At 46.8% G+C, this 16364-nt stretch carries 14 protein-coding genes; 8 read left to right on the forward strand and 6 right to left on the reverse strand.

All coding sequences use genetic code 11. The annotated features are described in order from the left end of the window. Positions 1–123 precede the first annotated feature (123 nt). The 4 genes from RHEIN_RS11535 to dtd are packed head-to-tail and all read left to right on the forward strand — an operon-like array spanning position 124 to position 3436. Entirely contained in the window at positions 124–1134 is a 1011-nt protein-coding gene (locus RHEIN_RS11535) for an FAD:protein FMN transferase (protein WP_158005481.1), read from the forward strand. A gap of 6 nt (positions 1135–1140) precedes the next feature. Beyond that, positions 1141–2031, forward strand: a complete 891-nt coding sequence (locus RHEIN_RS11540) for a virulence factor BrkB family protein (RefSeq protein WP_008899151.1) — start codon at positions 1141–1143, stop codon at positions 2029–2031. After that, positions 2028–3002 carry a prolyl aminopeptidase gene (gene pip, locus RHEIN_RS11545; protein WP_008899152.1) on the forward strand — a complete coding sequence of 325 codons (975 nt, stop codon included), beginning with the start codon at positions 2028–2030 and terminating at the stop codon, positions 3000–3002. Before RHEIN_RS11540 ends, pip begins: the two co-directional genes overlap by 4 nt. Then, positions 2999–3436 carry a D-aminoacyl-tRNA deacylase gene (dtd, locus tag RHEIN_RS11550; RefSeq protein ID WP_008899153.1) on the forward strand — a complete coding sequence of 146 codons (438 nt, stop codon included), beginning with the start codon at positions 2999–3001 and terminating at the stop codon, positions 3434–3436. Before pip ends, dtd begins: the two co-directional genes overlap by 4 nt. Here dtd and RHEIN_RS11555 read toward each other — a convergent pair. After that, positions 3414–4031, reverse strand: a complete 618-nt coding sequence (locus tag RHEIN_RS11555; RefSeq protein ID WP_008899154.1) for a hypothetical protein — start codon at positions 4029–4031, stop codon at positions 3414–3416. The genes dtd and RHEIN_RS11555 overlap by 23 nt on opposite strands. 35 nt (positions 4032–4066) lie before the next feature. Between RHEIN_RS11555 and RHEIN_RS11560 the strand changes: the two genes are divergently transcribed. Next, on the forward strand, positions 4067–4987 hold the full coding sequence (locus RHEIN_RS11560; RefSeq protein ID WP_008899155.1) for a bifunctional GNAT family N-acetyltransferase/hotdog fold thioesterase: 921 nt from the start codon (positions 4067–4069) through the stop codon (positions 4985–4987). Positions 4988–5096: 109 nt separating this feature from the next. Beyond that, positions 5097–5714 carry a restriction endonuclease gene (locus tag RHEIN_RS11565; RefSeq protein WP_008899156.1) on the forward strand — a complete coding sequence of 206 codons (618 nt, stop codon included), beginning with the start codon at positions 5097–5099 and terminating at the stop codon, positions 5712–5714. Positions 5715–6182: 468 nt separating this feature from the next. On the opposite strand, the gene RHEIN_RS11570 is transcribed toward RHEIN_RS11565, so the two are convergent. The 4 genes from RHEIN_RS11570 to hutC form a co-directional block, all read right to left on the reverse strand. Then, entirely contained in the window at positions 6183–8210 is a 2028-nt protein-coding gene (locus RHEIN_RS11570; protein ID WP_008899157.1) for a methyl-accepting chemotaxis protein, read from the reverse strand. 186 nt (positions 8211–8396) lie between these two features. Then, a complete protein-coding gene (gene hutH, locus RHEIN_RS11575; protein WP_008899158.1) occupies positions 8397–9932 on the reverse strand; it encodes a histidine ammonia-lyase in 1536 nt (511 codons plus the stop codon). A 16-nt stretch (positions 9933–9948) separates the two neighbouring features. Further along, a complete protein-coding gene (gene hutU / locus RHEIN_RS11580) occupies positions 9949–11625 on the reverse strand; it encodes a urocanate hydratase (protein WP_008899159.1) in 1677 nt (558 codons plus the stop codon). Between the two features lie 13 nt (positions 11626–11638). Then, positions 11639–12364, reverse strand: a complete 726-nt coding sequence (gene hutC, locus RHEIN_RS11585; RefSeq protein ID WP_008899160.1) for a histidine utilization repressor — start codon at positions 12362–12364, stop codon at positions 11639–11641. Between the two features lie 50 nt (positions 12365–12414). Here hutC and hutI point away from each other — a divergent pair, with 50 nt between their 5' ends. Both hutI and RHEIN_RS11595 read left to right on the forward strand, forming a co-directional pair. Continuing rightward, positions 12415–13725, forward strand: coding sequence for an imidazolonepropionase (gene hutI, locus RHEIN_RS11590; RefSeq protein ID WP_237704359.1), 1311 nt, complete (start codon positions 12415–12417; stop codon positions 13723–13725). Positions 13726–13777: 52 nt separating this feature from the next. After that, a complete protein-coding gene (locus tag RHEIN_RS11595) occupies positions 13778–15334 on the forward strand; it encodes a putative bifunctional diguanylate cyclase/phosphodiesterase (protein WP_237704360.1) in 1557 nt (518 codons plus the stop codon). Here RHEIN_RS11595 and RHEIN_RS11600 read toward each other — a convergent pair. Next, positions 15331–16362, reverse strand: a complete 1032-nt coding sequence (locus RHEIN_RS11600) for a formimidoylglutamase (protein ID WP_008899163.1) — start codon at positions 16360–16362, stop codon at positions 15331–15333. The two genes, RHEIN_RS11595 and RHEIN_RS11600, sit on opposite strands and share 4 nt — an antisense overlap. Between the last annotated feature and the right edge of the window lie 2 nt (positions 16363–16364).

Here is a 16364-nt window from a genome sequence, read left to right on the forward strand (position 1 = left end):
TTATTTAGCCTGGAGCCAGTCACTACGGCGCTGGCAGCTGGATTTTACCACTCATTTTGTTTACACTGGCGCCACCCTTCTTTTGGTTTGTAGTCTCTTATGTCGTTAAAAAGTTTGAGTGTTTTGGCCCTCCTTCTTGTTGGTTTAACCGCCTGTAGTCAACCCGATCCGATACAACGTATTTCAGGCCCTGCCCAGGGTTCCAGCTTTACAGTCAGTTTCTGGACAGAGCAGGGGATCGACAAAAGTGCTTTGGAAAAGCAACTAAAAAAGGAACTGGATCGCATTGACCTGCTGATGTCTAACTACAGACCAGACTCTGTCATTGAGGCCTTTAACGCTCAGCAAAGCCAGGACCTGATGGAAGTAGGGGAAGAACTGGTGCTGATGGTGGATATTGCCAAACAAATATCTGCCCACAGTGAAGGTTGTTACGACTTAACGGTAAAACCCTATTTTGAACTGTGGGGTTTTCGGGGTGATAAATTAACCAAACCCAGTGCTGAGCAAATTCAGACACTGAAACAAACTATTGGTTTAGACAAGGTAAGCAGTGACGGCAGCCGTCTGGTAAAACATAGTCCGGGTTTAAGAGTGGATGTGTCCTCCATAGCTCAGGGTTATACAGTAGGCCAACTGGCAAAAATTCTCGATAAGGCAGGCATTCAAAATTATCTGGTGGAAGTAGGGGGCGAGCTGGTGAGCAAAGGCAAAAAGCCGGAAGCTAAAGCCTGGCGTGTCGCTATTGAAAAACCTTTACCTGATTCACAAAAACTACAAAAAATCATCAGTGTGCAGCAAGACGAGCCTTTATCTATTATGACCTCGGGCACATATCGCCATTTTTATGATCTGGATGGTGTACGCTACAGTCATGTACTGGATGCCCGCACTGGTACACCTGTCACCCACAATACGGTGTCTACCACTATTTTGATACCAGACCCAACCTGGGGGGATGCCTGGTCAACCGCCTTTTTGTGTATGGGTAGCGAGCAGGGACTGAAAGTGGCAGATGAACTGAAGTTGCCTGTGTTATTTATTGATCAGCAAGGTGCTGATTTTATTGAAAAACCAAGCCAGGCCTTAACTGAAGCTTTAGCTTCAGGTACAGCCTTCAGCTTCGTGGAGTAAAACCTGATGGCGCAAGGATGGGACAAAGAGAAGCTGCAGCAGTTGCGTTTAAAGGGCAATGATTTTTTAACTTTGTATTTTAGACGTTGCCAGCACGACCAAATCAATGTGATTGGTGGTTATCTGGCTTATATCTCGTTATTGTCCCTGGTGCCTTTTATTGCGGTGATGTTTTCGGTGATGGGCGCATTTCCTATGTTTGGGGAGCTACGTGACCAGCTTGAAGCTTTTTTATATGCCAATGTAGCACCGGCGAAAGGCGATGAATTACGTTTATATATTGCTGGTTTTGTTGAAAATATTGGCAAAATGACAGCTGTGGGTATTGGTGCTTTGGTGCTGGTGGCTTTAATGCTGATCCACAATATCGACAAAACCATCAACAGCATATTCCGCATCAAAAAACGGCCACGATTGATTATTTCGTTTTCGATTTATTGGATGGTGCTGACCTTTGGGCCTATTCTGCTGGGGGCTTCCATCGCTGTCACCTCTTATATCTTGTCTTTGTCCAGTCTGGCTGAAGGTTATACACCAGGGTTAAGCAGCATATTACTGACCCTGACTCCTTATGTTTTTTCTATTCTGGCGTTTTTCCTGCTGTATCTGGTGGTTCCTAACGCCAAGGTTCAGTATCGCCATGCCCTGATTGGTGCAACAACAGCCAGCGTATTGTTTGAGTTGTTAAAAGAGGGGTTTGCTCTTTATATCACTCATTTCCCGTCTTATCAGGCCATTTATGGTGCTTTGGCTTTAGTGCCTATTTTGTTTTTGTGGATTTATCTGGTGTGGCTGGTGGTGTTGTTAGGGGCTGAGTTAACGGCTTTGCTGGAAGAACGTTATCTGCAAGCGGCTTCGGAAGCAGAAAAAGCAGCTGAAAAGGACACCACAGCATGAATACGGCTACCGCTATAGAAGCCTTTTCGACTCAATGGCTGGACACTGCAGATGGACAGCAAATTTATCTGGAGCAAAGTGGCAACCCGCAAGGTATTCCGGTGATTTATTGCCATGGTGGGCCTGGAGGCGGTAGTTCACCTTTTCATCGCCAGCTGTTTGACCCGACTTTGTACCACATTATTATTTTTGACCAGAGAGGTTGTGGTTTATCCACTCCTGCTTTGCAGCTGGAAAACAACAGCACTGTGCATTTGATTGCCGACATGGAGCAAATTCGTCAGCATTTGCACATTCAACGTTGGGTAGTGGCAGGTGGATCCTGGGGCAGCACTTTGGCTTTGGCTTATGGGCAGGCTTATCCGGATCGTTGTTTGGGTTTTATCTTACGTGGCATTTTCCTTGGGCGTCAGCAGGACATTGATTGGTTGTACCGGGCTGGTTTTGGTGCCAGTCAGGTTTTTCCTGATTATTATCAGGATTTTATTAAGCCAGTGGCGCAGCTGTTACATCTGGATATTCTGCAGGCTTATCAGTTGCAGTTGCATCATCAAGACGAAAGCCTCCGACTGGAGGCCGCTTTAGCCTGGAGTATCTGGGAGTCGCGCATTGCTACTTTGTTACCTAATGAGTTTTCCAGAGGCGGTGACATGGATGCCCGGTCGGCTTTAGCTTTAGCCTTAATTGAGCATCATTATTTTCAGCATCAGTGTTTTTTTGAAACCGACCAGTTGCTTAATAACATACATAAAATCAGTCATTTACCTTGTCAGATAGTGCATGGTCGTTATGACATGGTATGCAAAGCCGAAAATGCCTTTAGTCTGGCGTCGCTTTGGCCTGGTGCAGAATTGAATTGGGTGGTCGATGCGGGGCATTCAGCTTCTGAAGTTGGGATCCGCAGCGCCTTGTATCAGGCCAGTCTGGTGATGGCTGATGTGTTGCAGGCTGTGGAAGTAGAAGTACTATGAAAGCTTTGATCCAACGGGTCAGCTCCGCCAGTGTGACTGTCGATCACCAGCGGGTTGGTGCCATTCATACCGGCTTATTGGTATTACTTGGTGTAGAAAAAGACGATACAGAATTACAGTTAAAAAAGCTGGCTGATAAAGTGCTGAAATACAGAGTGTTTTCCGATGAAAACGGCAAAATGAATTTGAATGTGCAGCAAGCGGGTGGCGCCTTATTGGTGGTATCGCAATTTACCTTAGCCGCAGACACTAACTCAGGCTTAAGACCCAGTTTCTCCACAGCTGCTGTGCCTGACACGGCGTTGAAGCTGTATCAGGACTTTGTCGCTTATTGCAGAAGCTACGGTATTGAAGTCGCTACAGGGCAGTTTGGCGCCGATATGCAGGTGGCTCTTGTGAACAATGGTCCTGTCACTTTTCTGCTTGAGACTTAATCTCGTACAACAGATTCAGGTAACCTTCGATGCGATGGCACTGATAACTACGTTTTGTCAGCAAAGCTTCCAGTTGCTGCTGGTATTCAGGTTGTGACAAATTAATCAAAATGGTTCCGCTTAGCTCTAATGTCTTTTGCATCGCCTGCTGCCAGCCGTCAAACAGCGGATAGATATCCCAGAGTACAAAAGACCATTGCTCAGTCCTGTGTTGCAGAAAATCCTGAGCAGGCATTGCTATTAACTCTTCCTTACCATTCAGGCAAAAAAAACGCTGATAGGCATCAATCACGGCCTGATGCGGCTCCACTGTCACCAGCTGAGTGTTTGGCAACACAGTGCTGATAAAACGATTGATATCACCACCACCCAATCCCAACTGTAATACAGACGCAGGTTTTAGCTGTTGCAGGGCACGTAAAATGGGCACCAAATGCGGCGAAAGTGTCGCAGCCGGTGCTAATTGGTTCATCTTACTTTGCATTATGCCGTCCAGATAAAGGCATAAAAAAGGACCTTCTTCAGTCAGTTCCAGCCGGGGCGGACCCGCTTGAAACCAGACTAACTGTTGTATAGCGTCAGGTTTTTGTTCCACAATACCCTCAAATCAACTGACTACAGGACTACGATGTGAACTGGCAGCTTAGCGCCCCACAAACTGAAGCTCAATGGTTAGCTTATTATCAATTGCGCTGGCAAGTGTTGCGAGCCCCCTGGGATCAACCCAAAGGCTCGGAACAGGACGAGTCAGAAGCAGTGTCTTTTCATCGTATGGTGTGCACCGAAGAAGGTGAGGTGGTGGCTGTTGGCCGTTTGCATAAAGTGGATGAACGGACTGCTCAGGTGCGTTATATGGCGGTGTCAGCTCAATGGCAGGGTCATGGTTTAGGGGCTATGGTACTGCAGCAGTTAGAACAGGTAGCGCTGGAGCAGGGCATGCAGCGGATCATTCTCAATGCCCGCGATACAGCTTCAGGTTTTTATCAAAAAGCAGGCTATAGCTACCTTGAACCCGCCAATTCGTTATTTGGTATAGCTCATCATCGTTACGTCAAAACCTTAGGCTTTTCTGCTTCAACTGATTTGCTACAACAATGGCGACCTGAATTGCAGAGCACCTTCTGGCAAAAAATTCCGTTGTCCGCTTATATGCAATTGCAGGTGCAGTCGGTGGATCAACATAAGATCTGTTGTGTCGCGCCTTTAGATCCCAATATCAACTTACATCACACCATGTTTGCCGGCAGTATTTATACCCTGGGTACCTTAACGGGGTGGGGTATGGTCTGGTTGTTATTAAAAGATCAGCAACTGGATGGCGATATTGTATTGGCTGATGCACATATCCGTTATCTGAAACCTGTGACTGGCGCTGCTGAAGGCCGTTGCTGGCGACATCAGTGCGCACCAGACTTTTCTGCTTTGCATCAACAACGTAAAGCCAGGTTGGATATCAAAGTGGGTATTTTTTGTGATGATATACAAGTGGCTGTTTTTGAAGGGCGTTTTGCTGTGTTACCAAAAAATTCCCGCCCGCCTTTAGCTCCATAAACCAGTATTTTTATATTGAGATATGTCAAGCAAATATCAGGGTTAATTCAGGTAAAAGTTCCTGACAGATTTGATACTACAGTCATCAAGTCCGTCAGGAGTGCCACTAATGAATAATAAATGGTTGATCAGCTCATGTGTTGCGACAGCCGCAGGAATAATTGCAGGCGCAACCTACCTTCTATTTTCTGAGTATTCAGTTTTATCCGGCAGCCAAAACTGGGTGTTAAGTTCCACCTGGTCCAGTGCCATGTTATGGCTTTTTGTTTCTATGTTTCTGCTGGCCCTGTTGTTTAATATTCTGGCATTTCTGGAACTGGAGCGTCAGGAAGAGGTGCTGAATCCAATGTGGTGGCCACAAGGCAATAAGCTTGCACGGCAACAGCAACAGTTCAAAGAAAACACTCAACTTTTATTGCAGTTTTTTGGCCGCGAGATGGAATCGCTGGAAGACTGTGATTCCCACTTTTTAGTGCGTCGCCAGCAGCAGGCTTTATTGCTTTATATTCAACCTGAATTAGATCAGGCTTTAACTGTGGCTCAGGTTCGCTCCGTATTTCAACAAATGTTATCGCTCAACTGCCAACGTGGTTTGATTGTCTGCTATCAAAAAATTAATAGTCAGGTACGGCTCTTTGCGGCTGAAGCAGGTATAGAACTTTTTGACCAACAACGTTTGAAAAAATACATGAATGCTGAAAGTTTCGACCAATTAGCGCTGATATAAGGCTGTTATCACGCTATATAAAGCTTCCATCATGTTTTTTTCGCCAAATTTGTCATGATGATCAGGCGTTTACGAATGTTAGACATGGAACGAACAAAGATAACGGATTACACACTTCCTGCCTGGCCAGACACTGTCTGGCCATTTTTTTTACTTCCACACTAACAATCTCTGAGTTATATCTGCTTTGTTTCATCCAATGAATTGGCTGATATGACCTGGCATCAGAAGTGGTAAACACAATTCTGTATGCAGAGCCTCTGTTCAATTTATCCTGCCTGGCCATTCTTCTGAACCAATAACAGCAGAAACAGCTGCACCTGAAATAAACACCCATTGAACCGCAGTGTGCGAAATCTTTGCATCTGGATCATTGCTTTTAAAGTACAAAGAGCTTTGTTCACTCGTACCTGACGGACATAAAAAAGCCAGAGCAGTTGCTCTGGCTGGAGAGGATTTGCAACAAGTTTAATGCAATTTAAAGCTACGTACTGCGTTTTCCAGTGTACTGGCTGCTGTAGCTACCTGAGCGCTTTGTTCCAGTGTGGAGGTTGCACGTTCAGTACTTTGTTCTGCTAAATCCACCATACTGTGCATGCTGTGTTCTATCGCAGTTCCAAGCTGTAACTGACTGGATGTCGTAGTGGCTATGTTGTCACTGATCTGATGCATAGCTTCTATAGCCTGATTAATTTCGGCCAAAGCAGTCATCAACTGACTGTTTTGCGCTACACAGTTATTGGCATCAGTCTGGCCTTTTTCAATCGACTTCACTGCATGCATACTTTGTTGCTGCAAGCTGGCTATCATAGTGCGGATTTCATCCGTGGCCTGCTGACTGCGCACCGCTAAAGAACGTACTTCATCTGCGACTACAGCAAAACCACGGCCTTGCTCACCGGCTCTGGCTGCTTCTATGGCGGCGTTTAACGCCAGCAGGTTAGTTTGCTCAGCAATGCCACGAATGGTCGTCAGAATGCCGCCTATGTTGTTTGATTCAACGTTGACGGCCTGCATTGTATTGCTGGTGTCATTCAGTTGCTGCGCCAGCTCCTGGATCAGGGTATTGTTGGCCGCTGAAACCTGATCAATTTGCAGGCTTTGGCTTAACGCCTGCTGCATTTGTTGCTGCGCCTGATCGGCTTGTTCGGCGATTTGATGAGTATTGGTTGCTAACTGCTGGGTGATACCGTTGACCTCAGCCACCTGATGATGCTGGGTACTTAAAGCCTGATGAATAGCGCTGACTTCCTGACTGGATAAACGGGCACTCTGATTCAGTTCCAGTACCCCTTGTTGTATTTGTTCAATCAACTGGCGTAAGGCTTTAATCAGTGTATTCACATTGGCAGATAACTCACCAAATTCATCATCGGAATTGATGGTCAGCTCGCGGCTTAAATCACCTTGGGCTATGCGACCCAAGACTCTGTTGATCCCGGACAAAGGGGTTATCATGGCTTTGATGGTCAGATAAGCAGCACCTATAGCTAAGCCAACCAAAACAATCAGCATAATCACAGCGCGGATAGTGCCGGAATTTAGAGCTGAGGATAGATCCTGCTGCAACGAGTTAAACTGGCTGTCTGCCTGGCTGATCATTTGATCTAAAGCGGCTACAGCCTGGGTCACCTGTTGCTCGGACTGGTCCAGTTGCTGCCGCGCTGCTTGTAGTTGTTTGACCTGCAATAATTTGATACTGACTAAGTTATTTTCGCCCTCAATCCGGCTTTTGGCGTCGTCCAGCTGAGCCAGAAAATCCTGCCAAAAGTCCTCTGCATTCACTTGCTTCACTATATTGGCGATGTAATCCAGGTTGCCTTGCATATCACTAAAAGCAAAACCTAAGTTCTCCTGACTGCTGGCTAATTGCTCCGGATTTGTCATGGCCGCAATTTCACGTACAGTTTTCAGCAGGCCCAAAAGCTGACCATCTACCCGGCCAGCTGCCCCTTCTAAGAGTTCCATTTGGCTGGTTTTACCCGGTGCTTCCAAAAATGAAATATCCACTAAGGTAGCACCTGCTGTATCAATCAGGTTTTCCAGCTCTTTTAATTCAGCTGAGGCTTGATCACCCTGAGCTATGGCTTCTAAACGGGCTTTAAATAATTGTTCAACAGCCTGTTGATAGGCCTGATAGGTTTGCTGAGCTTCAGCTAAGGGTTTTTGTAAAGTAGGTTCTTTGGCAACTAAAGGCGTCAGGCTGGCCATTCTGTTACGGTAGACTTCGGCTGCCTGAGTAAATTCATCTTGATAACTCTTAATTCTCTTTGCATCTTCAGCTGTGTAACCCAAAGCAGACAACTTGGCGAGTTTCAATAATTGAATTTGTGCCATATTGCTTTGTTGTTGCACTGGCACTGCAGTTTCATTCATCTGGCTGCTGGTGCTGTTTACTACGGCAAAACTCCAGAGTGAAGATAAACTGGCGACTAATAACAGCAAGGCAATAAAGCCAAAGCCCAGATAAATTTTATGTGCAACCCGAAGTTTCATAGGATAATTCCAACAGCTGTTATGGTTTTAGTATTGGTTAGAATGCGATAGATAGAAAATAGACAGCTGAAACTAACAAAGTTTTTTCAACTGGTCTAGCCAGATTGGTGCAAATTTATTCGATGCAGATAAAAAAAGAGCACCAATTTGGTGCTCTTTTTCAAAAAAACTAATAAAAATAGAAGCTTAAAAACTGCTTAATAGATTAGCAGGCAGTAAAGAATTTAAGCTGCCATGGCGCAAGAGTTCAGCGGCTTTTTCGATATCTGGCGCGAAGTAGCGGTCAACATCATAGAAGCTGACTTCCTGACGTAATACGGCTTTGGCTTGTTCTACTGCAACTGCGCCTTTTAATGGTGCACGGAAGTCTAAACCCTGAGCAGCTGCCAGATACTCAACAGCCAGTACGCCTAACGTATTTTCAGCCATATCGGCTAAACGACGGGCAGCAAAAGTGGCCATAGACACATGATCTTCCTGGTTCGCTGACGTAGGTAAGCTGTCGACAGATGCCGGATGCGCCAGAGATTTATTCTCTGAAGCCAAAGCTGCTGCTGTGACCTGAGCAATCATAAAGCCGCTGTTTACGCCGCCGTTATTGACTAAGAAGGCGGGTAACTTGCTTAAATGTGAATCGATCAGAAGAGCCATACGGCGCTCTGAAATAGAACCTATCTCAGCAATAGCCAAAGCCAGATTATCGGCGGCCATAGCCACAGGTTCAGCATGGAAGTTACCACCAGAGATAATGTCATCTTCAGCAGCAAACACCAACGGATTGTCTGTCACACCATTGGCTTCAACCAATAACACAGAAGCTGCGAAACGGATTTGAGCTAAACAGGCACCCATCACCTGAGGCTGGCAACGTAAGCTGTATGGGTCTTGTACTTTTTCACAGTTTTTGTGTGAATCTGCAATTTCTGAACTTTCACCTAACAAGTGGCGATAAATCAAAGCTGCATCTATCTGGCCTTGCTGACCACGTACCGCATGAATACGGGCATCAAAAGGAGAACGACTGCCCATAGCAGCTTCCACACTCATAGCACCAATCACAGAACCTGCTGCGTATAAATCTTCAGCGCGGAATAAGCCTTCTAAGGCAAAAGCAGTGGAGGCCTGAGTACCGTTTAATAAGGCCAGACCTTCTTTCGCTGCCAAGGTGATTGGCTCTAAACCTGCTATTGCTAAACCTTCTTTGGCAGAATAAATCTGGCCTGCGATACAAACTTCGCCTTCACCTATCAGTGGCAACACCATATGAGATAAAGGGGCTAAATCGCCTGAAGCGCCTACTGAGCCTTTTTTCGGAATGCAAGGATAAACACCTGCATTGACCAGTTTAATCAGCGCTTCGATCACTAAAGGGCGAACGCCAGAATAACCACGGGCCAAGGAATTAATTTTCAGTACCAGCATTAAACGTACTGTGCTGTCGTCCATCAAATCGCCAAACCCAGCGGCGTGAGATAAAACGATAGAACGCTGCAAAGTTTCCAGTTTGTCCTGATCAATTTTGGTATTGGCCAATAAACCAAAGCCTGTATTGATGCCATACACAGTGCGGTTTTCGGCGACTATTTTGGCCACTGTAGCAGCTGATGCTTCAATAGCTGGCAAAGCCGCTGGGTCCAAAGTCACAGTGACTGCATGTTGTTGCACCTGACGCAGTTGCGCCAGAGTCAGTTCACCAGGGGTGATGGTTAAAGCGTAAGTCATAGTCTTATCCTTCAAATTAGTTCTGGTTGATCATTGGCAGATCAAGGCCTTGTTCACGGGCGCAATTTTTCGCTATGTCATAACCTGCATCGGCATGGCGCATCACGCCAGTGCCCGGGTCATTCCACAATACGCGGCCTAAACGGCGTGCTGCAGCTTCAGTACCGTCGGCTAAAATCACCACCCCTGAATGCTGGCTGTAACCCATACCTACACCACCACCATGATGCAATGACACCCAGGTTGCGCCGCCCGCTGTATTTAACAGCGCGTTTAATAATGGCCAGTCAGACACTGCATCTGATCCATCCATCATGGCTTCAGTTTCACGGTTTGGACTGGCCACAGAGCCGGAATCTAAATGGTCACGGCCAATAATGATCGGTGCTTTTAACTCGCCATTTTTCACCATGTCGTTAAAAGCTAAAGCAATGCGGGCACGGTCTTTTAAACCAATCCAGCAAATGCGGGCTGGTAAACCCTGGAATTTAATCCGCTCACGCGCCATATCCAGCCAGCGGTGTAAATGTGGATTATCCGGGATCAGTTCTTTGACTTTCGCATCGGTTTTGTAGATATCTTCAGGATCGCCTGATAAAGCCACCCAGCGGAATGGGCCTATGCCTTCACAAAACAGCGGACGGATATAAGCGGGCACAAAACCCGGATAATCAAAGGCGTTTGTTACACCCATGTCCAAAGCCATCTGACGGATATTGTTGCCATAATCCACAGCAACAGCGCCTTTGCTTTGCATATCCAAAGTCGCCTGAACCTGGATTGCCATAGAGGCTTTGGCGGCCTGTACTACAGCTGTTTCGTCTTCAAGGCGACGCGCTTTGGCTTGATCCATGGTCCAGCCTTGTGGCAGGTAACCGTTCAGTGGATCGTGAGCCGACGTTTGGTCAGTCACTACATCAGGAATAATGTTGCGCTTCACTAGTTCGGCGAAGATATCTGCCGCATTGCCTAACAAACCGATAGAAGTGGGTTTGCCTGATGCTTTGGCTGCTTCTAATTGAGCTAAAGCCTCATCCAGGTTGTAGGCTTTTTGATCAACATAACCAGTGCGTAAGCGGAAATCGATACGGGATTCATCCACTTCGCAGGCAATCATATGAAAACCAGCCATAGTAGCAGCTAATGGCTGAGCACCGCCCATGCCACCTAAACCACCAGTTAATACCCATTTGCCATTGGGCTCACCGGAAAAATGCTGTTTGGCGATGGCAACAAAAGTCTCGTAGGTGCCCTGAACTATGCCCTGAGTACCAATGTAGATCCATGAACCAGCAGTCATCTGGCCGTACATCATCAGGCCTTGTTTATCCAGCTCGTTAAAGTGTTCCCAATTGGCCCAGTTTGGCACCAGGTTTGAGTTGGCCAGCAAGACACGAGGGGCGTCCGGGTGAGTCGGGAATACGCCCACTGGTTTGCCGCTTTGGATCAATAAGGTCTGGTCGTCGTTTAATCTGTCCAGTACTTCAACAATTTTGTCATAACAAGCCCAGTCGCGAGCTGCACGGCCTATGCCACCGTACACTACTAAAGAGGTTGGGTGCTCTGCCACTTCAGGGTCGAGGTTATTCATCAACATACGTTTGGCGGCTTCGGTCTGCCAGCTTTTAGCGGTAATTTCACTGCCTCGGGCGGCACGGATCACACGGCTTGGGTCTAAACGTGGATTACTCATAGGGATTCTCTCATTAAGTCTTGGGTTTAATAGATAAATGGCCGCCTAAACGATAGCGGCTGCCTGCAGAGGTAAGGTAAGCAAAACTGACTGCGCCACCCCGGCTGAAGGTGCGGCGTGTCAGGCGTAAACAAGGTTCAGAAGCTGGTATTTTTAAATGCTGACGGGTCAGTTCATCTGGCAATACAGCTTCAACTATATGCTCGGCGTCTGTTAAAGGCGCTACAGCACTTAAGTATTCATGAGGCGTTTGTAATACAAAATCCTGAGCTAAATAATCCGGCACCTGCTGTGGATTCACATAACGGGCTTCCAGCTGCAGTGGCTGCTGGTTTTCATAATGCACAATGAGTGAAAAAAACACCGGAGCGTTGCGGCTTAAACCTAAAGCCGTAGCCACCACACCAGGGCAAGGCAGGCTGGTCAGTTGCACCAGTTCAGCTTTATGAAAATGGCCACGGCGCTGAATTTCATCGGCAATATTACGAATTTCCAGCAAGGAAGATTGTGACTTAGGCGAGGCGACAAAACTGCCAACCCCTTGAGTGCGATATAAAACGCCTTGTTCGGTCAGTTCCTGCAAAGCACGGCGTGCCGTCATGCGACTGACCGAAAATTGAGTAGCCAGCTCGTTTTCCGATGGAATACGACTATGCTCAGGCCAGGCTGCAGTTTCAACCTGACTCAAAATATAATCTTTGATAGTGGCAAACTTCTTTTGCCCTGAACTGTTTTCCATGACCGCTTTGACGCCTCGAGTTTAATGCTAAGAAAAATAGCTGAATTTGGTTGTATATACAAGTTGATCGGGTAGAATTAATTTCAGCGCTGAAAAATCAGGCCAAACGCCATGAAGGGGATGAAATGCAAGTCTTTGATGCAATTTGGATTAATGTCAATTTAGCCACTATGACCGATAATGGTGAACCTTATGGTGCCATACCCAATGGCGCTTTGGCCGTGAAAGAGGGGCGTATTGCCTGGTTGGGTCCTAAGGCAGAATTGCCGGAAACGGATTTGTTATCTACTCCTTTGTATGACGGTAAGGGCCAATGGTTATTGCCGGGTTTGATCGACTGCCATACTCATCTGGTGTATGCAGGTAGCCGCGCCAATGAATTTGAAATGCGTTTAAATGGCGCGACTTATCAGCAAATAGCTGAGGCAGGCGGTGGTATTAAATCCACTGTGGCTGCAACCCGTGCCGCCAGCCATGAAGACTTGTTTGTGCTGAGTAAACAGCGGTTGAATGCACTTTTAAGACAGGGCGTGACGACAGTAGAAATCAAATCAGGTTATGGTTTGGATCTGGAAACAGAGCAAAAAATCCTCGAAGTAGCAGCAGAGCTTGATCGCACTCATCCAATAGATATTCAGAAAACCTTTTTAGGTGCTCATGCTTTGCCTTTGGAATATGCCGGACGTCCTGAAGACTATATGCAGCTTGTGGTGGATCAGATGTTGCCCCAACTGCATCAGTTAGGCTTAGTTGACGCTATAGATGTATTTTGTGAAGGCATAGGTTTTTCCGTAGAACAAAGCCGTTTATTGTTTGAAAAAGCCAAAACTTTGGGCTTGCCGGTAAAGGCCCATGCTGAACAGTTATCGCATTTAGGTGGTGCCAGTTTAGTGGCTGAGTTTAATGGTTTATCTGCTGATCATATTGAATATTTACAAGAGCAAGACGTGCTGGCAATGAAAGCTGCAGGTACTGTGGCTGTGCTGTTGCCTGGCGCCTTTTATTTTTTACGTGAAACTAAGTTACCTCCTTTTGAACTGTTGCGTAAACATCAGGTGCCTATGGCAATTTCCACTGACTTAAACCCTGGAACTTCGCCTTTCTGTAACCTGCTGTTGATGCTGAATATGGCCTGTACTTTATTCCGCTTTACGCCGGAAGAGGCGATAGCCGGTGTCACCCGGCATGCGGCAGCTGCTTTGGGTAAAACCGACAGAGGTACTTTAGCTGTTGGGCTGCAGGCTGACTTTGGACTCTATCAAATCAGTCAGCCGGCAGAGCTGTGTTATCAGTTTGGGGTCAACACTTTAACTCAATTGGTCAAAGCAGGGCGGGATGTCAATCTGCGTGGACTGAGCTAACTTTACAAGGCAGGAAAACAGAGTAATCTTAAGATCTTATCTGATCTTTTGAGTGTTAGCTGTGTTGTTACCTTTCAGGTCTGTTTTATCTGTTGTATTGCTGACCAGCTCTGCCCCTGCTTTGGCCCAGAGTCTGGCTGGCCAGCCTTTGTTGTATATAGTGCTGTTGTTAGCCGCCTTGGTCCTGCTGTTAGCTGGCTGGGTGCTGGTGCTGAAAAAACGTCTGGCCCGGCAACAACCCGTGGAAGAAGAAGCTAAACCCCAAGACCTGTCCTTTTTATCTTTGCATGATGATACCAGTGGTTTGCCGAATAAATTGCAGTTACAACAGCAGTTTGAGCTTTGGTGTCGCAGCCATTCCAATCAGAAAGCCTCGTTATTGTTATTAAAAATTCAGAACTTTGAACGGGTGAATCAGGCTCTGGGTCATCAGAATGCCAATTTAGTGTTGTTGCAGATAGCGCAGCGTATTAATGCAGCAGTGCAACAGGATCAGGAGCTGCTGGTACTGGAACAAGAAGGTAAACAAAGCAGCAAAGTTGCACATTTAGGCGGAGTGGATTTTGTATTGTGGGTGGATGCCAGCACCCGTCAACATGCAGCTGAGCAAATTGCCCGCCGACTGGAACATAAGGTCCCTGAAGCTTTACTTATTCATGGCTGTGCCGTGGAATACCAGCTCAAAAGTGGTATTGCACATTATCCACAACATGGGGAATTGTTATCTGATTTGATTGACCGCGCTCATCTTGCCATGCAAAACCGGCAATGGACCCAGACCAGCTCGCAAGTTTTCCATCCGGATCTGATCAGTTACAACAATGAAAAACTGGGCTTAATGGCCGAGCTGCGGCATGCCATTAGTCAGCAGCAACTGAAACTGCATATCCAGCCACAAATTGCTTTAAGTTCACGCCAGGTCGTAGCTGGTGAAGTTTTGGTACGCTGGCATCATCCACGCCGTGGTTTGTTAGGTCCAGCTGAGTTTTTAGAACTGGCCGAACAAATGGGCGTGATTTATCCGCTGACTCAGTGGGTATTGGAAAAGGCGGTGATGACTTTGGCTGAACTGGCGCAGCAAGAGATCCATTGCAAAATAGCGGTGAATATATCCAGTAAAGATTTATTGCAGGATGAGCTGGTGGACAGTTTAGAGCTCTTGCTTAAACGATATAAGGTGAAGCCTTCGCAACTGGTGCTGGAATTAAAAGAAAGTGCTTTAGTGGCAGAACCTGACAAAGCGATGCGGATGCTCAACCATCTGGCACAGCTTGGTGTCGAGCTGGCACTGGACGATTTTGGAACCGGATTCTCCTCTTTGGCCTATTTGCGGGAATTACCTATCAGTCAGGTGAAAGTGGATTGCTCCTTTATTTTTGATTTGCACCGCTCCGATACCCATACCGCTATTACCGGCGCCATTATTGATATGGCAAAAAATATGAATTTTATGGTGGTAGCCGAGGGTATAGAACAACCTGAAGTGGAGCAAAAACTGATTGCTATGGGTTGTGCCAGAGGGCAGGGCTTTTTATATGCCAAACCCTTTGCATTGGACGCTTTCCCTGACTGGGTAAAACAGTGGAGTTATAGCAAAGCGACGTATTAGTTTTGTTTTCCGAATAGGAAAGCACAGACTAAAGCAGTTAAGATCTGGCCTGCATCATTCATACCTGCGGCTAAACCTGCCGGATGCTGAGCCGGAGCTGCTTCAGCCAGATGTAAATAACGGCTTTGAGCTTGGCTTGCCAGCAGATAAACAAAATGTTCAGCTTGTTGCACTGACACACCGCAGCTGTTGTAAGCACTGACGGGCATACCGGTAATGGCGTCTGTATCCAGCTCTATACCAAAGACCTGCTGCGGATCGCGTTGACTTAACCAGAGTTTCAGCAGCTCTGGCCATGTTGCCTGTTCCCGCACAAAGAGTTGCTGATAACTCAGCACATCCACGCCAGCCGATTTAATTTGCGCTAAAGAGCTCGCTGAGTTTTTCAACTCGTGCAAACCCATGACCAGATAACCCTCTAAATGACCCGCAGCTTTGGCATAACTAAAACCATTACCGCTGTGGCGTCCTTCGAGTAAACGAAAATCCGCATGAGGATCAAGGTTAATGCAATTGACGGCCTGTTGTTCACTTTTGGCTAAAGCGGCTAATAACGGCAGACTGTTATTATGACCCCCACCTATAACAATGGGCGTTAAACCCGCATTGAAGATGGCCAGCAGCACGGGTTCTAAACGTAAATCAATGTCTGCGCAGAGGGTACGTAAGGTCGCGATATCGGCATTTTGGCTTTGCTGTTGCAAGTCGGCGCAGTTCAGCTCACCCAGCATCAATATTTGTGAGCCGTCTAAAAAATCGTTTTGTTGTAAATTAATAAACTTACGGACAAAAGCCTGCCAGCCAAGCTCGGAGCCGCCCTGACCCAGGTTAGCGCGTGGCCCTATATCTTCAGGCACACCCAATAACACAAAAGCACAGCCTTGCTGCTTTGCAGTAGCCAAAGCTTCAGCTAAAGGCAAGCCGGGATCCGGATAACGCAAAGCCTGACCTAAACGGGTTTCACCTTCACGTTGTTGTTGAAAGGCCGCCAAAGCGGCGGCCTGATAGCGAATGACAGCATCACTCATCT

Source organism: Rheinheimera sp. A13L (assembly GCF_000217935.1).
GTDB lineage: Bacteria > Pseudomonadota > Gammaproteobacteria > Enterobacterales > Alteromonadaceae > Pararheinheimera.

Bases quoted from the DNA above. Each gene is read 5' to 3' on its own strand.
- hutU (WP_008899159.1), bottom strand. From the start codon at position 11,625: ATGAGTAATCCACGTTTAGACCCAAGCCGTGTGATCCGTGCCGCCCGA.
- RHEIN_RS11600 (WP_008899163.1), bottom strand. From the start codon at position 16,362: ATGAGTGATGCTGTCATTCGCTATCAGGCCGCCGCTTTGGCGGCCTTT.
- hutH (WP_008899158.1), bottom strand. From the start codon at position 9,932: ATGACTTACGCTTTAACCATCACCCCTGGTGAACTGACTCTGGCGCAA.
- hutC (WP_008899160.1), bottom strand. From the start codon at position 12,364: ATGGAAAACAGTTCAGGGCAAAAGAAGTTTGCCACTATCAAAGATTAT.
- RHEIN_RS11570 (WP_008899157.1), bottom strand. From the start codon at position 8,210: ATGAAACTTCGGGTTGCACATAAAATTTATCTGGGCTTTGGCTTTATT.
- RHEIN_RS11540 (WP_008899151.1), top strand. From the start codon at position 1,141: ATGGCGCAAGGATGGGACAAAGAGAAGCTGCAGCAGTTGCGTTTAAAG.
- RHEIN_RS11565 (WP_008899156.1), top strand. From the start codon at position 5,097: ATGAATAATAAATGGTTGATCAGCTCATGTGTTGCGACAGCCGCAGGA.
- pip (WP_008899152.1), top strand. From the start codon at position 2,028: ATGAATACGGCTACCGCTATAGAAGCCTTTTCGACTCAATGGCTGGAC.
- dtd (WP_008899153.1), top strand. From the start codon at position 2,999: ATGAAAGCTTTGATCCAACGGGTCAGCTCCGCCAGTGTGACTGTCGAT.